The 19,490-nt window shown below is 49.6% G+C and carries 16 protein-coding genes; all 16 read left to right on the forward strand.

The annotated features are described in order from the left end of the window. Window positions 1-9: 9 nt before the first annotated feature. Window positions 10-543 carry a hypothetical protein gene (locus DW743_RS03505; RefSeq protein ID WP_022462298.1) on the forward strand — a complete coding sequence of 178 codons (534 nt, stop codon included), beginning with the start codon at window positions 10-12 and terminating at the stop codon, window positions 541-543. Continuing rightward, complete coding sequence (locus tag DW743_RS03510) at window positions 540-1,712, forward strand: hypothetical protein (protein WP_117760343.1); 1,173 nt, start codon at window positions 540-542, stop codon at window positions 1,710-1,712. The genes DW743_RS03505 and DW743_RS03510 overlap by 4 nt, the downstream gene beginning before the upstream one ends. Then, the gene (locus DW743_RS03515; RefSeq protein ID WP_117760342.1) at window positions 1,709-4,351 is read left to right on the forward strand and encodes a SpaA isopeptide-forming pilin-related protein; all 2,643 of its coding nucleotides are present in this window, start codon (window positions 1,709-1,711) and stop codon (window positions 4,349-4,351) included. The genes DW743_RS03510 and DW743_RS03515 overlap by 4 nt, the downstream gene beginning before the upstream one ends. A 51-nt stretch (window positions 4,352-4,402) precedes the next feature. Next, window positions 4,403-5,236 (forward strand): class B sortase, encoded by an 834-nt coding sequence (locus DW743_RS03520; RefSeq protein ID WP_117760341.1) that lies wholly within the window; start codon window positions 4,403-4,405, stop codon window positions 5,234-5,236. Between the two features lie 53 nt (window positions 5,237-5,289). Continuing rightward, window positions 5,290-6,990, forward strand: a complete 1,701-nt coding sequence (locus DW743_RS03525; protein ID WP_117760340.1) for a MutS-related protein — start codon at window positions 5,290-5,292, stop codon at window positions 6,988-6,990. Between the two features lie 134 nt (window positions 6,991-7,124). After that, a complete protein-coding gene (gene cbiD / locus DW743_RS03530) occupies window positions 7,125-8,297 on the forward strand; it encodes a cobalt-precorrin-5B (C(1))-methyltransferase CbiD (protein WP_191892602.1) in 1,173 nt (390 codons plus the stop codon). A 7-nt stretch (window positions 8,298-8,304) separates the two neighbouring features. Then, window positions 8,305-8,997, forward strand: coding sequence for a precorrin-2 C(20)-methyltransferase (gene cobI, locus DW743_RS03535; RefSeq protein ID WP_117760339.1), 693 nt, complete (start codon window positions 8,305-8,307; stop codon window positions 8,995-8,997). Beyond that, the gene (cobM, locus tag DW743_RS03540; RefSeq protein ID WP_117760338.1) at window positions 8,998-9,756 is read left to right on the forward strand and encodes a precorrin-4 C(11)-methyltransferase; all 759 of its coding nucleotides are present in this window, start codon (window positions 8,998-9,000) and stop codon (window positions 9,754-9,756) included. Window position 9,757: 1 nt separating this feature from the next. Next, window positions 9,758-10,789, forward strand: coding sequence for a cobalt-precorrin 5A hydrolase (locus tag DW743_RS03545; RefSeq protein WP_117760337.1), 1,032 nt, complete (start codon window positions 9,758-9,760; stop codon window positions 10,787-10,789). Continuing rightward, the gene (gene cobJ / locus DW743_RS03550) at window positions 10,786-11,517 is read left to right on the forward strand and encodes a precorrin-3B C(17)-methyltransferase (protein WP_022462307.1); all 732 of its coding nucleotides are present in this window, start codon (window positions 10,786-10,788) and stop codon (window positions 11,515-11,517) included. Before DW743_RS03545 ends, cobJ begins: the two co-directional genes overlap by 4 nt. Continuing rightward, window positions 11,510-13,489, forward strand: a complete 1,980-nt coding sequence (cobK, locus tag DW743_RS03555) for a precorrin-6A reductase (RefSeq protein ID WP_117760336.1) — start codon at window positions 11,510-11,512, stop codon at window positions 13,487-13,489. Before cobJ ends, cobK begins: the two co-directional genes overlap by 8 nt. Further along, window positions 13,486-14,895: a cobyrinate a,c-diamide synthase gene (locus DW743_RS03560; RefSeq protein WP_117760335.1), complete on the forward strand. Its 1,410-nt coding sequence runs from the start codon at window positions 13,486-13,488 to the stop codon at window positions 14,893-14,895. The genes cobK and DW743_RS03560 overlap by 4 nt, the downstream gene beginning before the upstream one ends. Next, window positions 14,892-15,857 (forward strand): adenosylcobinamide-phosphate synthase CbiB, encoded by a 966-nt coding sequence (gene cbiB, locus DW743_RS03565; RefSeq protein ID WP_117760334.1) that lies wholly within the window; start codon window positions 14,892-14,894, stop codon window positions 15,855-15,857. Before DW743_RS03560 ends, cbiB begins: the two co-directional genes overlap by 4 nt. Window positions 15,858-15,905: 48 nt before the next feature. Then, window positions 15,906-16,952, forward strand: a complete 1,047-nt coding sequence (gene cobD / locus DW743_RS03570) for a threonine-phosphate decarboxylase CobD (RefSeq protein ID WP_117760333.1) — start codon at window positions 15,906-15,908, stop codon at window positions 16,950-16,952. An 11-nt stretch (window positions 16,953-16,963) separates the two neighbouring features. After that, window positions 16,964-18,475, forward strand: a complete 1,512-nt coding sequence (locus tag DW743_RS03575) for a cobyric acid synthase (protein WP_117760332.1) — start codon at window positions 16,964-16,966, stop codon at window positions 18,473-18,475. 2 nt (window positions 18,476-18,477) lie between these two features. Further along, window positions 18,478-19,122 (forward strand): precorrin-8X methylmutase, encoded by a 645-nt coding sequence (locus DW743_RS03580; RefSeq protein ID WP_055218068.1) that lies wholly within the window; start codon window positions 18,478-18,480, stop codon window positions 19,120-19,122. Window positions 19,123-19,490 lie beyond the last annotated feature (368 nt).

A 19,490-nucleotide genomic window follows, 5' to 3' on the forward strand; every position in this document is an offset into this window, starting at 1 on the left:
GGACAAAAGATGAAGAAAAAGACGAAACGGCTGTTTTTCCTTGCGGGTGCGGCCGGGTGTACGATGGCGGCAGCCATTTGGCTGCTGCCGGGAACTTCGGCGTATTTTACAGATCACGAGAGTGTCTGGAATCGTATGGTGTTCGGACATAATACAAGTACTATCGATGAAGAATTTCCGACACCGACGCCCGTACCGCCAGGGAAAAGTGTGGTAAAGAGAGTAAAAATCAGAAATGAAGGTTCCGTTGCCTGCTATATTCGAGCGGCACTTATATTCAGTGAACCAATTGAAGCGATTGAGGGACTTGATACGGAAAACTGGGTAAAAGGAGAAGATGACTACTATTATTACAAAAAACCGGTTTCAGAAGGCGAAAGCACGACGGAATTGTTTACCGGAATCCGCGTTGCAAAAGAAATGGAACAGAAAGAACTTGAGGTTTCGGTCTATGAGGAATCGGTGCAGATCCAGAAGGGGAATATGGTATTTCACGGCTATCGGGAGGCATGGGATGCTTATGAGAGAGGTGGTCAGACATGAAAGGAAAACGCGTCAGGATCGGATGTGCGGCGGCAAGTCTTCTGATGGGAATCAGCGGAACGTATGCATATTACCGGAGCAGTGTTGAGACCATTAACAAAATAGCTGTCGGAGATGTAAATATTGGAATCTGGGAATATGAGGAAGACGGGGATGGAGAAAAGAAGTATGAGGGACCGGAAAACGGCATTGTACTGCCTTCCCAGGTGATTTCAAAAATTCCGCGGATCACCAATTATGCTGAACCATGCTATGTCCGCGTAAAGCCTGTGTTTGATGAGGAAGAAACGCAGGATTACCGTCTGGGGGAAGAGGACCTTGGGGGAATCGAGGACGTCTGGCTGAAAGCAGGAGAGTATTATTATTATCCAAAAGTGCTGGGAAAGCAGGAATCTGTCGATTTTTTCCGTACAATCACCATTCCATCTGCGTGGACCAGTGAGGCGGAGGGACAGGTGCTGTCCGTTGAAATCCAGGCGGAGGCCGTACAGGCAGCGAATGTGACGCCGGATTTTACGGCAGAAGCTCCGTGGGGAGAAGAACTGGAAATAGAACAGTGTGTCCACGAGGCGGATAATACCGTTTCGGAGGTTTCGCAGCAGAGCTTCCTCACCGTTTCGTACGAAGGAGCAGCGCGGAATCTGATCTTGGCACCCGACAATTTCTTTCGGAACTTTCCAGTGCTGATGCCGGGAGATGAATGGGAAGATACGTTCACACTGGTGAACACGACAGCAAGCCGTGCAGAATTTTTTCTGCGGACGGAACTTCCGGAAGAACTCAGTGAAACAGAAAAAGAACTGCTTTCCAAGGTGAAACTGGAAATACGAGAGGGAGACAGCGTGATTTATGAAGGTGATTTAGAGAGTGAGGGACTATGGGCAGCAAAAAGTCTTGGAATATGCAGTCCAGATGAACGGAAAGAAATCTGTTTTTCAATCCGTGTGCCGTCAGAACTTGGAAATGAATGGGCACTTCGGAAAAGCGGGGTAAAATGGATTTTTTCTGTCGAAGGAGAAGATCTGCCGCAGGAAGAAGGCCCCTCTATCTGGCACAGCGCGCCAAAAACAGGTCTGCGCGATCCGTCAGCAGCGGTCCCCATTGGAATTGCCGTGACAGGAGCCTTCCTGTTTCTTACCGCGGGCCGGTCTGAAAGGAGGAAAGAATGAAAAGAGCAAAGAAAAGCTTCTGGTTTCTCGCAGGAATTCTGCTGTTGTTGGGATTTTGTTTTCGGGAAGATGTTCTGGCTTCGAGTCTTACGAGTCTTCCTTCTCTTTCGAAAGCCGGAATCGGAGAAGTTGTATCATCGGACTCTGTTATTGACGGCCGATATGATTTTACCCCGCTGATCGGAAGTGAGACAAAAATCCGTTTTGGAAGTACAGATGGAAGTACCTGGGACAATCTGTTCTGCAAAAACGGAGAGAGCCATTCGAAATGCTGTTCTACATGGTGGCCGGCGGCCGATGTAAAGGGATGGAGTAATCTCCGTTCCTTCACGCCGCTGGAGTCGAAAAAAGGAAAAATGTATGCGGAATATACGAATGTTGGAGAGTGCCACGGGGAAAATGTAACGATGCGGATCTGGCTGGAAGACTGGCAGAACACGGTTGTACCATCAGGGTATGAGGACGTGGATGCGGTAGTCGTGGCGATTGACCACAATAAGCCGGTCATTGATATTAAAGGTCTGCTCTGGATCAAGGTACGGTTTGCTTATTACGACAGTAAAGGAAATCCGCTGAATGTGAAAGGGTATTTTACACTTTCAGATCTGGACTTTAAGCAGGGCTTTTATCTGGCTGATGAGACAGAACATATCTATCTGACGAAGGAGGCAGATGCCAGAATCGTCTACGATGCCAGAACAAAAGCGATCTGGTCGGCAAGACGCGGCTCTGAGCCGGACGGTGGAACAACTCCGGAAAATTCGGAAGGCTGGGTTACATTTACCTTTGAAGGAAATTCCCAGACGATGATTTTCTATGATGGAGGCACTAACGACGCGGTAACTGGTCCCGGCGGCGGAGTGAAAGCACCGAAAAAATGGCCGGATAATTTTGTAAACGATACTTCCAGTACGTACAACAACTGGCATGGAGCATCCCGGGAAACGGGAATAACTGTTGTGCCGTGGAATACTTCGGAATTTGGTTACACAGCGAACGTTCCCTGTCATCTGTCGAAAGTAGGAGATCTTGTAGTGAAAAAAATGGATGCAGAGACAAAAGAAGCTCTTTCGGGTGCAGAATTTACCGTGTACCGCTGGAAAAACAACACCTGGAGTGAATTCAAAAAGATGAACTGGGTGAAAAAAACGGGTTCTTATCTGCTGGAGGGAATTCGGGATACAGACAGTGAAAATGGAAAATTCCGTGTTGTGGAGACAAAGAATCCAGCTGGTTATGCAGGAAGCTGGGAGCAGGAATTTTCCATTGACAAGGAAGGCATGCAGACGATCCATCTGGAGGCAGAAAACACAAGAAAAACAGGCTCACTGAAGATAAAAAAGACGGAAGAAAACTCAGGGAAAGCACTTTCTGGTGCAACATATCAGGTGATTGCGAGCGGAGCAATTACAACGGTAAACGGAACAGTGCTGTTTCCGGATCAGGCGGTAGCAGCTGTGCTGAAAACGGATGAAAATGGAGAGGCGTTCAAAAACGGGCTGGAGTACGGAACGTATCTTGTGCGGGAAACGGCGGCTCCAAATGGATATGTGCTGGATCCGACGGAAAAGAAAATAACGATCGGGGAACAAAACGCACAGATCACACTGACGTTTACAAACTGGAAGAACCGTTTTGTTCTGCAGAAAGTAAGTCAGGGAGACGGAAAAGTGCTTCAGGGAGCAGCCTTTCATATCTGGACGAAAGATGGAAGTTTTGATGAGACAAAAAAGACGGATGCAAATGGAAAAATTGAGCTGACGGGACTTTTGGACGGTGTCTGGTACTATCAGGAGACAGCATCTCCGGAGGGCTTTCTGCTGGACAGCACATGCCGGGAATTTGTGGTAGAAAACGGAAAAATTGACGGTAAATCGGAACTGTCGGTGACGGTCGAAAATGATGGAACACATCTGACAATTGAAAAAATAGATGCAGAGAGCGGAAAACGAATTTCCGGCGCAAAGCTGGTATTAAAAGATATGGATGGAAACCGTGTGGACAGCTGGATTTCAGGAGGAAGCGGCCCGCATGAACTGGAAAAATTAAAGCCGGGTTCTTATGTCCTTGTGGAGGAGGCCGCGCCGGATGGATACCTTGCGGCAGAACCGGTTTCGTTTGTGCTGGAGGCAAAACAGGAAGTGCAGACCGTGACGATGAAGGATCTTGCATGTGAAACCTTGACGATTACAAAGAAGATCAAGGCGGATGAGATTACATGGGCGCATGGAAATCCAACGTTTCTGTTTTCCGTGAAGGGAAAGGATCTGTATGGAAAAGAACATACATACCAATGCTATCTTACGTTTACAAAAACACAGGTGGAGAAAACGACAGATCAGGACGGCTACACGGAACAGTCGGTACAGATCCGGGGAATTCCGGCAGGAAACGATTACCGGGTACAGGAGAAGAAGGTGCTGCGGTATTCGCTTATGCAGGTGACAGGTACGAAGAATGTTACCGTGAAAAAACTAGAAGAGCCGGCATATGGAAAAGATCCTGCGCGCGTCTTTTCGGTATCGGTAAATCTTTGCGGACATCCCAAAGAAAGTGAGGTTGTATTTGAAAATCAGAAATACCGCTGGGATGATTATGGACACAACAGTATTGTAAAAAACCGGATTCCGGTTGAATAACAAAACGGAAAAACATTCCACCATCGGTTCGGGTGGTGGAATGAAAACAAAATGGAGAGAGAAAAAATCAGCAGAAAAAGAAGAGGGATTGCAGTTCTAACATTGGCGGCACTTTTTTTCTGGTATCTGCCGCAGATTCAGGTAAGCCGGCAGATTCGAAAAGAACAGGAAGAAGCGGTGGAGAGGTATGTCAGAGAAGAAAAAGAAGAGAACAAAGAGGAAAACGAAAAAAGCGAAGAAGTGCAGGAGCAGGAACCGGGCAGTACAGATCAAAATCTGTTTCGGACAATTGATTTTGCAGGACTTCGATCAAAAAATAGAGAAATCTGCGCGTGGCTCTGGATTCCGGGCTGCGCCTTAGATGTTCCGGTTGCGCACGGGCAGGATAACGCATATTATCTGACACACGATGCGTTTTGCAGGGAGCGGATTTACGGCAGTATTTTTGCACCGTGTGATACACCGGAGGATTTTTCTGAACGTCACACGATTTTATATGGGCATAATATGCGGGATGGAACGATGTTCGGAGGATTGAAAAAGTATCGTGAAGCGTCGTGGAAACAGGAATTTCCGTATCTGTACCTGTATTTGCCGGGTGAAGCATGGCAGTGCCGTATTTGGAGTGTGGAGGAGACGGATGCCAAAAGTGATGTTTACCGGCTGGGAGCATGGAGCGATGCGGACTGGAATGCATGGGTACAGGAAAGAAAAGAAAACAGCATGATCTTTGGCAGCGGTGAGGAAAAGGAAGTTCAAAAGATACTTACCCTTTCCACCTGCATTGGTGACGGCAGCAGTTCACAGAGACTGGCTGTACATGCGGCGGTGGAGATGATTTTTGCAACAAAATCTGGAAGGGAAGAGGGTTCTGTGCTAGAATAAGACAGAATCAAAAGACTTATGATACAGAGCAGGAAAAAGGATGGCGATAAGACATGAAAGAACTGTACACGGCAGCAGGAATTTTTGTGGTTCTGATACTGCTGGGAGTTTGGATGGTACAGAATAACAGAAATGAACAGGAAAAGAAGCTGGTACAACTGCGGAAGAAATGGGGAAAAAAGCAGGAGAAACGGACGGCACGGGAAAAGAAAGAAAAACTGGAAGCGTGTCTGAGACGAAAAGCAGGGGAAAACTTCTGCGTGGACGCGATTACCTGGAATGACCTGGATCTCGATGCGGTTTTTGACACAGTCGACCACACAGTGTCGGTGTGCGGGGAAGAATATCTGTACACGGCGCTTCGGATGCCGGTCACAACAACAGAAATCAGGGAAGAGCGGGAACGGCTGATGAAGCTTTTTGCAGAGAACCAAAAAGCCAGAGAAGCAGTGCAGAAAGCACTTCTTTTGATGGGAAAAGAAAAGATGAATCCGCCGACAGAAGAAATAGCCGTACTGATAGAGGCGGAGCCGGGAGAGAAGGGGAAATATCTTCTGATGGCCGGTATTGCTGTGCTTGGAATTGGACTGTTGTTTGTACTGCCTCCGCTGGGTGTGGCTGTTCTGTTTGCTTCTATGGTCGGCAACGGACTGATGCATGGAAGGGAGAGCAAAAAGCTGGAGAGTGCATTAAAAGCGTTTGGCTGTATCCTGCGGCTGCAGCGGACAGCCAGGGAACTTGGAAAAGAAAAAATTTCCGGACTGGAAATGTATCAGAAGCGTCTGGAAGAACAGGAAAAACAACTCCGTCCGATTACAAGAAAATGCAGAACACTTGTGAATACGAAAGAATCGCAGGGCGGTGCAGCAAACATGATTTTTGCATACTTTCACACGTTCTTTCTGCTGGATCTGATCGAGTATTCTTCGGTTGTTTCCGGAGTGAAATCGTATGAAAAAGCGATTCTGCAGATGGCAGAGGATCTTGGACTCCTGGACTTTGCACTGTCTGCAGCATCGTACCGGGAGAGCCTTTCGTATTACTGCCGGCCGGAATTCCTGGATGAGAAAAAGGCGGGCTGTCGGATCGATGTGGAGGAGCTTTATCATCCGCTTCTGACACATCCGGTGGCAAACAGTCTGTATGCGGAGGGCGGAATTCTGCTGACCGGCTCGAATGCGTCGGGAAAATCCACATTTATGAAAAACATGGCAGTGAATGCGATTCTGGCACAGACACTGAACACGAGTCTTTCGAAGCGGTACCGCGGTGTTGTGTGCCGGATCATGACATCCATGGCACTCCGCGATAATCTGGCACAGGGAGAGAGTTACTTTGTTGTGGAAGTAAAATCTTTAAAACGGATTCTGGAGGCAAGCCGTGAAAAAACACCGCTTCTGTGCGTCATTGATGAGGTGCTGCGGGGAACAAACACGACGGAGCGGATTGCAGCGTCAGAGAGTGTGCTTGCTGCCCTGCGCCGTGCAAATGTGCTCTGTCTTGCAGCAACACATGATACTGAACTGACGTATCTGCTGGAAGATCTCTACACCAATTATCATTTTGAAGAGCAGATTACCGCGCAGAGTATTTCCTTCCCGTATCGCTTGGAACAGGGGCCGGCAAGAGGAAAGAATGCGATTGCGCTGCTTGGAAATATGGGAATTGATGAAAAAATTGTAAAACAGGCAGAAAGAAGAGCTGCGGAGTTTGAAACAACAGGAAGCTGGGAAAAGAATAAGTTTCTGAGATAGAAAAACAGCCGGGAAAAATTGATCTTTTTTGAAAAAATATGCGAAAATGGTTCAGCATTTTTTCATTGTGTGTTATGATAAAATAGATCGCGTGGTCCGGCAGAAAAACCGCCGGATCTGTTAAGGAGAAAAACATGAGCAGGACAGGCTTGGAAGATGCATATATTATGCGCGGCAGCAAGAAACTCCGCATGGGATATACGACGGGTTCCTGCGCTGCAGCGGCAGCGCGGGGAGCGGCGTTTATGCTGCTTTCCGGGAAAGAAATACAGGAAGTGAAAATCCATACGCCAAAGGGCATTGTTCTGAATCTGGAATTGCTGGATATCCGGAGAAGTGCCGAAAAAGTAAGCTGTGCCGTCCGAAAAGACGGCGGGGATGATCCGGATGTGACAGATAAAGCATTGATTTACGCGGAAGTGACGTTTGGAACAGAAGAGGGAATTGTAATCGATGGAGGATTCGGCGTCGGGCGTGTGACAAAGCCGGGGCTGGATCAGCCGGTCGGAAACGCGGCGATCAACCATGTACCGCGCCAGATGATCCGCGAGAATGTGGAGGAGATTCAGAAAAAACTCGATGATTTCCGTGCACTGCAGGTTATCATCTCCGTACCGGAAGGGGAAGAACTGGCAAAGCATACATTCAATCCGAGACTTGGCATCACCGGCGGCATTTCAATCCTTGGAACGAGCGGGATTGTAGTGCCGATGAGCGAGGAGGCGCTGATTTCCACGATCCGCGTCGAGATGGAAATGCGGAAAGCACAGGGTGACCGCGTCCTTCTGGTGACACCGGGAAATTACGGACAGGACTTCTTAAAAACGTATCCGTGGGTCCGTGCAGACCATTCCGTTAAGTGCAGTAATTACGTCGGAAAAACACTGGAATTTGTAGCTGAGCTCGGCTTTGACGCCATCCTTTTTGTGGCACATCTTGGAAAATTTGTCAAGGTGTCCGGCGGAATTATGAATACCCATTCCCACGAGGCAGACTGCCGTGCGGAGCTTCTTACGGCGCAGGCGGTGCGTGCAGGGGCGGATCTTGCACTGGCAAAAAAACTGCTGGAGACCGGAACGACGGAAGAAGCGGTGCAGATTTTAAAGGAAGCAGGATGCCTGAAAGAGACCATGGAAAAAGTGACAGAAAAAATTGCTTTTTACATGAATTACCATATTGAGGGCAGAGTGCAGACGGAGGCGATTGTTTTTTCAAGCAATGAGGGCCTGCTCGGGGAAACCCCGGGAGCGGGAGAACTTCTGGAGCGCCTGCGGGAGCAGGAAGAAAAAGAAAACAGAAAAGAGTAAAAACAAAATGACAGGAATTTTATTTGGAACAGGAATCGGACCGGGAGACCCGGAGCTTATGACGTTAAAGGCCGTCCGTCTGATCCGGGAAAATGATACGATTGCAGTACCAGGAGAGAAACCGGAAGAGAGCATTGCCTACCAGATTGCTGTTCAGGCAGTGCCGGAACTGGCAGAAAAAGAGCTCGTTGCTATTCCAATGCCGATGACAAAGAATGCCAAAGAACTGGAGGAAAATCACCGGCGCGGTGCAGAAAAAATAGAGGAGCTGCTGGATGCAGGAAAAAACGTAGTATTTCTGACACTCGGAGATCCAACCGTGTATTCTACCTACCTTTATGTACACAGACGGGTACTGGAAGACGGTTACGATGCGAGAATTGTAAGCGGTGTTACATCGTTCTGCGCGGCAGCAGCATCTCTTTCCGAGGGACTGGTGGAAAATTCCGAAGAACTGCATGTGATTCCGGCGTCTTACCAGATTGAAGATGCACTGGAACTTTCAGGAACAAAGGTTCTGATGAAAGCGGGTAAAAAGATGCCGGCTGTGAAACAGTTCCTGAAGGAAAAGAACTGCCGGGCGGTGATGATAGAAAACTGCGGCATGGATACGGAACAGAAGTATTTCAGCGCGGAAGAAATCCCGGACCAGGCAAGTTACTATTCACTGATTATTGTAAAAGAAAAGAGGAAAAAATAGATGGTACATTTTATTGGAGCGGGCCCTGGAGCCCCGGATCTGATTACGGTAAGAGGACAGAAGCTGCTTGGTGAGGCGGATATTATCATTTATGCAGGTTCTCTTGTCAATCCGGCACTGCTGGATCTGAAAAAAGAGGGCTGTGTGGTATATAACAGTGCAACCATGACGCTGGAGCAGGTGATTGATGTTATGAAAGAGGCCGAAAGCAAAGGTCAGACTGTGGCAAGACTCCACACGGGAGATCCGTGCCTGTATGGTGCAATCCGCGAACAGATTGATGCGCTCGATGCCCTTGGAATCGCTCACGATGACTGTCCGGGTGTCAGCTCTTTCTGCGGAGCGGCTGCTGCCCTTGAAATGGAATATACGCTGCCGGATATCTCCCAGAGTGTTGTCATCACCAGAATGGCCGGAAGAACATCGGTTCCGGAGCGGGAGAGCATTGCGTCTTTTGCGGCACATCAGGCAACGATGGTTGTATTCTTAAGCACGGGACTCTTAGAGGAACTTTCCCGTGAGCTGATTGCAGGCGGCTATACGGCAGATACTCCGGCAGCGATCGTTTACAAAGCAACCTGGCCGGAGGAGAAGACGTTCGTCTGCACCGTTGGAACACTTGCCGAGACGGCGAAAAAGAACCAGATCACCAAGACAGCGCTGATGATCATCGGAAATGCCGTTTCCCAGGGAAATTACCGCAGAAGTGATCTGTACAATCCGGCGTTTACCACCGAATTCCGAGAGGCAGAAAAATAAGATGAAAATAGCCATAGCAAGTTTTACAAGAAACGGATGCGCCTGGAATCGAAAACTCTGTGCGGCACTGAAAAAACACAGCTGTGAAGGATATGCACTGGAAAAGTACGGGAAAGAAGCGGGAATTCCTGCGATTGCACCGTCGCTTCCTGCATGGACAGAGCGCATGTTTCAGAAAATGGATGCGATTTTGTTTATCGGGGCGTGCGGGATTGCGGTGCGCAGTATTGCACCGTACGTGAAAAGTAAAAAGACAGATCCGGCGGTTCTGTGTATGGATGAACAGGGAAAGTTTGTGATTTCATTACTTTCCGGCCATATCGGCGGAGCAAACGAGCTGACGGAAGAAGTTGCAGCTGTAACGGGTGCGGTTCCGGTCATTACAACGGCAACGGATGTCAATCACAAGTTTGCGGTCGATGTCTTTGCTGTAAAAAATCATTGTGAAATTTGTGAGATGGAGCTGGCAAAAGAGGCAGCGGCGCTTCTGGTGGACGGAAAAACGGTTGGATTCTGCAGCCGTTTTCCGGTGGATGGAACAAAACCGGAGGAACTGATCCCGGAAGAGGCGGCAAAACCGTCGATGGGAATCTGCATTACCACATCGGAAGAGGATTCGCCATATGAGAGAACACTTCACCTGATCCCGAAGGTGATCACCGTCGGCATCGGCTGTAAGAAGAATACACCGGCCGGCCGGATTGAAGAAAAGGTTCTTGCGGCACTTGCGGCGGCCGGGATTTCTCCAAAAGCAGTTCGACAGGCGGCAAGTATTGATCTGAAAGCGCAGGAGCCGGGAATTCTGCAGCTGGTGGAAAAGTATGGCTGGCAGTACCGGACCTTTTCTGCAGAAGAACTGGAAACGGCGGAGGGGGAATTTACGCCGTCTCCGTTTGTGAAGAAGATTACAGGAATTGACAATGTCTGTGAGCGCAGCGCAGTTCTCGCCGGCGGCAGACTGATAAAGAAAAAAAAGGCAGCGGACGGTGTAACAGTTGCACTGGCTGCGGCGGACTGGAGGGCAGTATTTTGAGTACAATTTTTGTCGTGGGCATCGGCCCCGGAGCATATGAAAAAATGACGATCGAGGCGGCGGATGCGCTGCGGAACTGCGATGTGATCATCGGCTATACCGTCTATGTGGATCTGGTAAAAGAACATTTTGCAGGAAAAGAATTTCTGACGACGCCGATGCGGAAAGAGGTGGAGCGCTGCCGTCTGGCATTTGAAACTGCGGCAGAGGGAAAACAGGTTGCTATGATCTGCAGCGGAGATGCCGGCGTTTACGGTATGGCAGGTCTGATGTATGAGCTTTCGGAAGAATGGCCTGATATTGAAATTAAGGTAATTCCAGGCGTGACCGCCGCAACGGGAGGCGCTGCCGTTCTTGGTGCACCGTTGATCCACGACTTCGCCCTGATCAGCCTGAGCGATCTTCTGACACCGTGGGAGAAAATTGAAAAACGTCTTCTGCTGGCATCGGAAGCGGATTTTGTCATCTGTCTTTATAACCCGGGAAGCCATAAGAGAGCGGATTATCTGGAAAAAGCGTGTGATCTGATGCTTCGTTACAAAGCGCCGGAAACCGTCTGCGGAATCGTAAGCCAGATCGGAAGAGACGGGGAGACGAGCCGGACCATGACGCTTGCAGAACTTCGCAATACAAAAGTGGATATGTTTACGACGGTATTTATCGGAAACAGTCAGACAAAGGAAATCCGGGATCACATGGTAACGCCGAGGGGATATCGCTATGAATAAAGTAATCGTCTTTGCCGGAACGACGGAAGGCCGGGAGATCTGCAGTTTTCTGAAAAAATATGAGATTGCATCCCTTGCCTGTACGGCGACAGAATACGGCAAGTGCCGGATCGAGGAGGGCGGTGCCCTGACGGTTCGAAGCGGAAGACTGACAGAAGAAGAGATGGAACAGCTTTTTGGCGAAGAACAGCCGGAAATGGTTATTGATGCAACCCATCCGTATGCCGATCTTGTGTCGGAAAATATCCGGTCTGCATGTGAAAAAGCAGGAAAAACGTATCTTCGGCTGCTGCGGCCGTCGCTTGCGGCAGATCCATCCTGCGTCATGGTCGATACGACAGAAGAAGCGGTATCGTATCTGGCGGGCACAGAGGGAAAGATTTTGGTGACAACAGGAAGCAAGGAACTCGCAAAATTTGCAGAGCTTCCGGATTATAAAAACCGTGTGTATGCCCGGGTGCTGCCGTTGCCAGGCGTAATTGCATCCTGCGCGGAACTTGGATTTGATGCCGCACATACCATAGGCATGCAGGGACCGTTTTCTATGGACATGAACGTTGCAATGCTGCAGTCGTTCCATGCCGAATGGATGGTAACGAAGGAATCCGGAAGAAACGGCGGCTTTGAAGAAAAAATTGAGGCAGCCAAAAAGGCCGGTGTCCGTGTCGTTCTGATCGGCCGTCCGAAAGAGGAAGAAGGACTCTCGGAGGACGAGGTCAAGCGGTATCTCGTTGAAAAATTTGATCTGTCCGTGAAACGGGACGTCGTGATCGCCGGAATCGGACCTGGTGCAGAAGCACAGATGACGCTGGCGCTCGTAGACGCGTGTGAGCAGGCGGATGTGCTGATCGGTGCGGGACGCATGACAAAAGCAGTAGAAAAATATCAGAAGCCAATGCTTGCAGAATACAGCCCGGAAAAGATTTACGAGTATCTGAAGGCGCACCCGGAATATGAAAAGATTGTTCTTCTGCAGTCGGGTGATGTCGGCTTTTACAGCGGAGCAAAGAAACTTCAGGCCGTCCTTGCGGAAGATGCGGATTTTTCTGTCCGTGTAGAGCCGGGAATTTCTTCGCTGGTTTATTTCTGTGCCAAAATCGGAGTGTCCTGGGAGGATGCAGCATTTGTGAGCCTGCACGGGCAGCACTGCAACTTTCTGGAGACGGTCCGCCGAAACCGGAAAACTCTGGCGATCGCCGGCGGAAAGGGCAGTGTCAGGGAAATCTGCCAGACGTTAAGTTCGTACGGCTGGGAGCAGATTGTGCTGCATGTGGGAACGGATCTGTCGTATCCGGAAGAACAGATTGTGACAGGAACCCCATTCGAACTTGCTAAAATGGAGTTTGCCCCGCTTGCGGTTCTTCTGTTTGAAAACCCGAATCCGGAACCAGAGTTTACAGCCGGCATGGCAGATGAAGTATTTCTGCGTGACAAAGTACCGATGACCAAGCGGGAAGTGCGCAATGCGTCTCTTTCTCATCTGCAGCTTTCTTTGAATTCTGTTGTCTATGATATTGGATCGGGCACAGGTTCTGTTTCGATTGAGATGGCGCTTCGTGCAGCACAGGGAAAGGTATATGCGATAGAAAAAAATCCGGCAGCCGTTGCACTTCTGCAGGAAAATAAAAAGAAATTTGCAGTGGATCATCTGGAAATTATTGAGGGAACTGCACCGGAAGCACTCGAAGCACTCCCGGTTCCGACGCATGCATTTATCGGCGGGTCTGCCGGAAACTTAAAAGAGATTCTGGAACTGCTCCTGCGGAAGAATCCGAACATCCGCGTGGTATTAAATACAGTAACCGTGGAAACATTAGCGGAGGCAGCATCGTGTTTCAAAAAACTTGCGTTTGAAGAGCCGGAAATCGTCTGCCTGCAGGCTTCCAATGCGAAAAAGGCCGGAAGAAGCCATCTGATGATTGCCCAGAATCCGGTTTATATCTTTACAGCCCAGGGAGGTGCCAAAGAATGAAAGCACCAAGAATCATGCTGGCAGCAGGAAGGAGCGGAAGCGGGAAAACGATGATCACCTGCGGACTGCTCCGTGCACTGCAGCAGATGGGAAAGCAGCCCGCAGCGTTTAAATGCGGCCCGGATTATATCGATCCGATGTTTCACGAACAGGTAATCGGCGCCCCGTCGTGTAATCTGGATCCGTTTTTCACAGAGGAAGAAACAACACAGTATCTGTTCTGCAAACATGCAGCGGGTCATGACATTTCCGTATTGGAAGGCGTTATGGGGTATTACGACGGTCTTGGCGGAATTTCTACCAAAGGCAGCGCCTACGATCTCGCCGGTATGACAAAAACGCCGGTTCTTCTGGTTGTCGATGCCAAAGGCATGAGCGTTTCAGCGCTTGCCTTTATCAAGGGATACCTGCAGTACAAAGAGGACAGCCGGATCGCCGGTGTAATCTTTAACCGGATGTCAGAGATGCTGTACCGGGAGATCGCGCCGATGGCGGAAAAAGAACTTGGCATTTTCTGTGTCGGCTTTGTGCCGGAACTGAAGGAATGCCACTTAGAAAGCCGCCACCTCGGCCTTGTGATGCCGGATGAGGTGGAAAATCTGCAGGAGCAGGTCAATCTGCTTGCAGAAACACTGCAGAAGACACTGGATTTTGAAAAAATTCTTGCGATTGCAGAAGGGGCAGAAGAGCTCTCGGGAAAAATGCCGGAAGTCCTGCGTAAGGTGACAGAAAGCGAAGCAGCCGCCAAGGTGCGTGCTGCGAAGCCGATTCTTGCCGTTGCAAAGGATGAAGCATTTTGTTTCTTTTATCGGGATAATCTGGAGCTTCTCGCGTCACTTGGAGCCAAAATCGAATATTTTTCGCCGCTTTCCGATGCGGAGCCGCCAAAGAATACAGACGGATTTCTGTTCTGCGGCGGCTACCCGGAGCTGCACGCAGAAGAGCTTTCGGAAAACCAGACCATGAGAACGAAGATCCGCGATAACATCCGTCAGGGAATGCCGGTTCTTGCAGAATGCGGCGGTTATATGTACCTGTCAGAATCCATGGAGGATATGGATGGAAATGTGTATCCTATGGTACAGGCTGTTCCGGGAAATGTTTACCGGACAAAAAAGCTGGGAAGATTCGGCTATATCACCCTCACGCCAAACACGAAAGATACCTTTCGGAACGGCGGAAATCCGGTGCGCGGCCATGAGTTCCATTACTTTGACAGCACAGACTGCGGAAGTGCATGGCATGCGGCAAAACCGCTGCGGAAGCGGAACTGGGAATGCATTCATGCGACAAAACGGATGATGGCGGGATTCCCGCATCTTTACTATATGGCAAGTCCGCACCTCGCACTGGAATTTCTGGAGCAGTGTGTCTCTTACCGGAAAGAACAGGAGAAAACAAGATGAAAACAGCATTAGCAGCCCTGATTGTGGGCTATGGATTGGACCTGCTGCTTGGAGATCCCTCCTTTTTGTACCATCCGATCCGTGTGATCGGAAATCTCATTGCCCTGCTGGAAAAATGGCTGCGGAAGGTATTTCCGAAAACGCCAAAGGGAGAGCTTGCCGGAGGAGTTTTTCTCGTGATCCTCGTCTGTCTGGCGGGATACGGTGTTCCGGCACTGCTGCTCTTTGCGGCATTTAAAATTCATCCGGTCATCGGCTTCCTTCTGGAGGTTCTCTGGTGCTGGCAGATTCCGGCAACGAAATGCCTGAAGGATGAGAGCATGAAGGTCTATCAGAAATTAAAAGAAAACGATCTTCCGGGGGCGCGCTATGCGGTTTCCATGATCGTAGGACGTGATACGAAAAATCTTTCGGAAACAGGAGTGACGAAAGCTGCCGTGGAAACGATCGCGGAGAATACGTCGGACGGTGTCATTGCACCGCTCCTCTTTCTTGCCCTCGGCGGACCGGCATTGGGCTTTCTGTATAAGTCCATCAATACCATGGATTCCATGGTGGGATACAAAAATGACAAATATCTGTATTTTGGACGGTGTGCGGCAAAGCTGGACGATGTCGTCAATTACATACCGGCGAGAATCAGCGCATGGCTGATGATTCTTGCGTCTGCATGCGAGCGCATGAACTGGAAAAATGCAGAAAAAATTTACAAACGCGACCGTTACTGCCACGCCAGCCCAAATTCTGCGCAGACAGAAGCAGTTATGGCAGGGGCGCTGGAAGTACAGCTTGCCGGAGATGCCGTGTATTTCGGCAAAGTCGTAAAGAAACCAACGATCGGCGATGATATCCGCCCGGTCGAGGCGGAAGATATCAAAAGAGCAAATCATCTGATGTATCTGACCTCGTTCCTCGGACTGGTGTTCTTTGCGGGAATCCGCGCGCTCTTTTTATTTCTGTAAAAAGAGAAGATAGAAACACAACGGAAAAGAGAAAGGAAGGCATATGGTATGAGACAAAATCCACATGGAGGAGACATTTACACGAAAAAATGCAGAGTCGATTTTTCTGTGAATGTCAATCCTCTTGGAGCTCCGGAAAGTGTGAAAGAGGCGGTGAGAAAGAGCGCGGAATCGGTGGAACAGTATCCTGACGCACTGTGCCGGGACCTGACCCGGGCACTGTCGGAAAAGGAGCAGCTTCCAGAAGAAAATATCCTGTTTGCAAACGGCGCCGCGGAGCTTATTTTTGCCCTGACACAGGCTCTCCGCCCGAAAAAAGCGCTGATTGCAGCGCCGGGATTTGCAGAGTATGAAGCAGCGCTTTCAGCGGCAGGGTGTTTTATCCGTATGTATCTGCTGCAAAAGGAAAAAGGCTTTCTTTTACAGGACGATTTCTGCGATGATCTGACCGACGATCTGGATCTTGTTTTTTTATGTAATCCAAATAATCCAACCGGCCTTACGATTCCGCAGGAACTTCTTTTAAAGATCCTGGATAACTGCCGGGAGCGTAACATCTATCTGGTGCTGGATGAGTGTTTCATAGAATTTCTGCCGGAGCCGGAAAAAGTGACGATGCAGGGAAAACTGGACGAATATCCGAATCTGCTGATTCTGCGTGCGTTCACAAAGATTTACGCAATGCCGGGCCTGCGTCTTGGCTATCTGCTCTGCAGCGACGAGGATCTGCTGGATCGGATCAGCCGCAGCATGCAGTCGTGGAATGTTTCGATTCCGGCGCAGATGGCAGGCCTTGCCGCCCTGAACGAGGATGCTTACGTCAAAGAAGCACGGGAACTGATCGGAAAAGAACGCGCCTGGATGAAAGCAGAACTGGAAAAAGCAGGTCTTACCGTATGGGATTCCTGTGCAAATTATTTGTTCTTTGAGGGACCGAAAGGACTTGCCGCACGGCTGGAAAAAGGCGGCATTCTGATCCGCGACTGTTCCAACTACTCGGGCCTTGCCGACGGATATTACCGTGCAGCCGTACGCACACATGAAGAAAACCAGATTCTGACAGAAGCCGTTTCACAGATTCTGCAGTGGTTTTAGGAGGAAAAACGATGGCGAAAGTAATTATGATACAGGGAACGATGTCAAATGCGGGAAAGAGTCTGCTTGCGGCGGGCTTATGCCGGATTTTCCATCAGGACGGATACCGTGTGGCGCCGTTCAAATCACAGAATATGGCGCTGAATTCGTTTATTACGAGAGAAGGCCTTGAGATGGGACGTGCACAGGTCATGCAGGCGGAAGCGGCCGGGATCGAACCGTCCGTTTTGATGAACCCGATTCTGTTAAAGCCGACGAATGACACCGGTTCGCAGGTGATTGTAAACGGTGAGGTACTGGGAAACATGAGTGCGCGGGAATATTTTTCCCACAAAAAAGAGCTGATCCCGGACATCATGAAAGCGTACCATGCACTGGAAGAACAGTATGATATCATTGTGATCGAGGGAGCCGGAAGTCCGGCGGAGATCAACCTGAAAGCCGATGATATCGTCAATATGGGAATGGCAAAGCTTGTGGATGCACCGGTGCTCCTCGTCGGAGATATTGACCGCGGCGGCGTTTTTGCTCAGCTTTACGGTACCGTAGAGCTTTTAGAGCCGGATGAGCGCGACCGCATCAAGGGTCTGATTATCAACAAATTCCGCGGGGACAAAACCATCCTGGACCCGGGCGTTGTGATGCTGGAAGAAAAAACACACATCCCGGTGGTCGGCGTGGCGCCGTATCTCCACATCGAAGTGGAAGACGAGGACAGTCTGACCGAGCGATTCACCAGAAAAGAGGAGATCGGTCTCATTGACCTTGCGGTCATCCGTCTCCCGCGTATTTCAAACTTCACCGATTTCAACCCGTTCGAGCGGATCGAAGGCGTATCACTCCGCTACGTAAGCTCTGTCTCCGAACTGAAAAATCCGGATATGATTCTGCTTCCGGGAACGAAAAACACGATGGAGGATCTGCTCTGGATGCGTCAGAATGGTCTGGAAGCGGCCGTACTGAAGGCGGCTGCGGCCGGAAAAGTAATTTTCGGTGTCTGCGGCGGCTTCCAGATGCTCGGAGATACGCTGAGCGATCCGCTGCATGTCGAAGCCGGCGGAACGATCAAAGGAATGGGACTCCTGCCGATGGATACCGTATTTGCCGGTGAGAAGACGAGAACCCGCGCGGAGGGCGCTTTTGGAAAAACAGAAGGCGTTCTTGCCGGGATCGAGGGAACCCGGATTGAGGGCTATGAAATCCATATGGGAGAAACGGTGCGGAAAGAAGAAACAGAAGCATTCACGTTCATCGATGATCAGAACCGTGCTGATTCGGATAAGCTGGACGGTGCACAGAAAGGAAATGTGTACGGTACGTATGTGCACGGCATTTTCGACAAAGAAGAAGTTGCCGAACGGATCGTGGAAGCACTTGCAAAGAATAAGGGAATTGCCATGGAGCAGATTCACGGTGTCGATTACCAGACATTCAAAGAGACACAGTACGATATTCTCGCAGATGCGCTGCGCGAGCATCTCGACATGAAGAAGATTTATCAAATTCTGGAAGAAGGGGCATAAAGATGAAGATAGAACTGGAGCAGGTAAGCCCGCACGAGATTGAAAAGAGAAGCTTTGAAATTATCACGGAAGAATTAAACGGAAGAACGTTTCCAGAGGATCAGGAACTGGTTGTAAAGCGGTGTATCCACACAAGTGCGGATTTTGATTATGCGGATAATCTCTGCTTTTCGGAGCATGCGGTGGCAAAAGGCATCGAGGCGATCCGGGAGGGAGCCTGCATTGTGACGGATACGCAGATGGCAAGATCCGGCATCAACAAAAAGGTGCTTGCGCGCCACGGCGGTGAAGCGCTCTGCTTTATGTCAGACGAAGATGTTGCGGCAAGAGCAAAAGAAACCGGAAGCACCCGCGCGGCAGCCTGCATGGAAAAAGCAGCGGAGCTGGATAAAAAGCTGATTATTGCGGTTGGAAATGCGCCGACGGCACTGGTCCGCCTCTATGAACTGATCGGGGAAGGAAAAATAAAACCGGCGCTGATCATCGGAGTTCCGGTCGGCTTTGTCAATGTGGTACAGTCCAAAGAACTGATTATGCAGACCAATATCCCGTATATCGTGGCACGCGGACGAAAAGGCGGCAGCAATATCGCGGCGTGCATCTGCAACGCACTCCTGTATATGATGGATCAGGACCGCGGATATTAAAAATAGATGAAAAAACGGAAAGCAGAAGTCTTGACAGATTTCGAATCACCGTTTATACTATGGAACATGGAAAAAGGCTTGGAAGGGAACAAGTAGACGTACAAAAACGCGGACAGAAAGCAGCCGGCAGATGAGAGGCGCATGCAGGTTCTGTACGATTCGAATACATCCCGGAGTTGCGCACCGAATAAAACGGGCGGCAGAAGAACTATGATGCACGTTTTTAGTAGGCTGCGACGTAAGAGACGAACGTTACAGCGTCAGGGTATTCAGAGGTTTTGGATACCGACAAAGGCAGCTGCCGTGAGACAGCTGTGAAGTAAGGTGGTAACACGGGAGATACGGGCTCTCGTCCTTTGAATCGGAAA

The sequence above is a fragment of the Blautia sp. AM28-27 genome, from assembly GCF_003480905.1.
Classification (GTDB): domain Bacteria; phylum Bacillota; class Clostridia; order Lachnospirales; family Lachnospiraceae; genus Fusicatenibacter; species Fusicatenibacter saccharivorans.

Bases quoted from the DNA above. Each gene is read 5' to 3' on its own strand.
- DW743_RS03505 (WP_022462298.1), top strand. From the start codon at position 10: ATGAAGAAAAAGACGAAACGGCTGTTTTTCCTTGCGGGTGCGGCCGGG.
- DW743_RS03510 (WP_117760343.1), top strand. From the start codon at position 540: ATGAAAGGAAAACGCGTCAGGATCGGATGTGCGGCGGCAAGTCTTCTG.
- DW743_RS03515 (WP_117760342.1), top strand. From the start codon at position 1,709: ATGAAAAGAGCAAAGAAAAGCTTCTGGTTTCTCGCAGGAATTCTGCTG.
- DW743_RS03520 (WP_117760341.1), top strand. From the start codon at position 4,403: ATGGAGAGAGAAAAAATCAGCAGAAAAAGAAGAGGGATTGCAGTTCTA.
- DW743_RS03525 (WP_117760340.1), top strand. From the start codon at position 5,290: ATGAAAGAACTGTACACGGCAGCAGGAATTTTTGTGGTTCTGATACTG.
- cbiD (WP_191892602.1), top strand. From the start codon at position 7,125: ATGAGCAGGACAGGCTTGGAAGATGCATATATTATGCGCGGCAGCAAG.
- cobI (WP_117760339.1), top strand. From the start codon at position 8,305: ATGACAGGAATTTTATTTGGAACAGGAATCGGACCGGGAGACCCGGAG.
- cobM (WP_117760338.1), top strand. From the start codon at position 8,998: ATGGTACATTTTATTGGAGCGGGCCCTGGAGCCCCGGATCTGATTACG.
- DW743_RS03545 (WP_117760337.1), top strand. From the start codon at position 9,758: ATGAAAATAGCCATAGCAAGTTTTACAAGAAACGGATGCGCCTGGAAT.
- cobK (WP_117760336.1), top strand. From the start codon at position 11,510: ATGAATAAAGTAATCGTCTTTGCCGGAACGACGGAAGGCCGGGAGATC.
- DW743_RS03560 (WP_117760335.1), top strand. From the start codon at position 13,486: ATGAAAGCACCAAGAATCATGCTGGCAGCAGGAAGGAGCGGAAGCGGG.
- cbiB (WP_117760334.1), top strand. From the start codon at position 14,892: ATGAAAACAGCATTAGCAGCCCTGATTGTGGGCTATGGATTGGACCTG.
- cobD (WP_117760333.1), top strand. From the start codon at position 15,906: ATGAGACAAAATCCACATGGAGGAGACATTTACACGAAAAAATGCAGA.
- DW743_RS03575 (WP_117760332.1), top strand. From the start codon at position 16,964: ATGGCGAAAGTAATTATGATACAGGGAACGATGTCAAATGCGGGAAAG.
- DW743_RS03580 (WP_055218068.1), top strand. From the start codon at position 18,478: ATGAAGATAGAACTGGAGCAGGTAAGCCCGCACGAGATTGAAAAGAGA.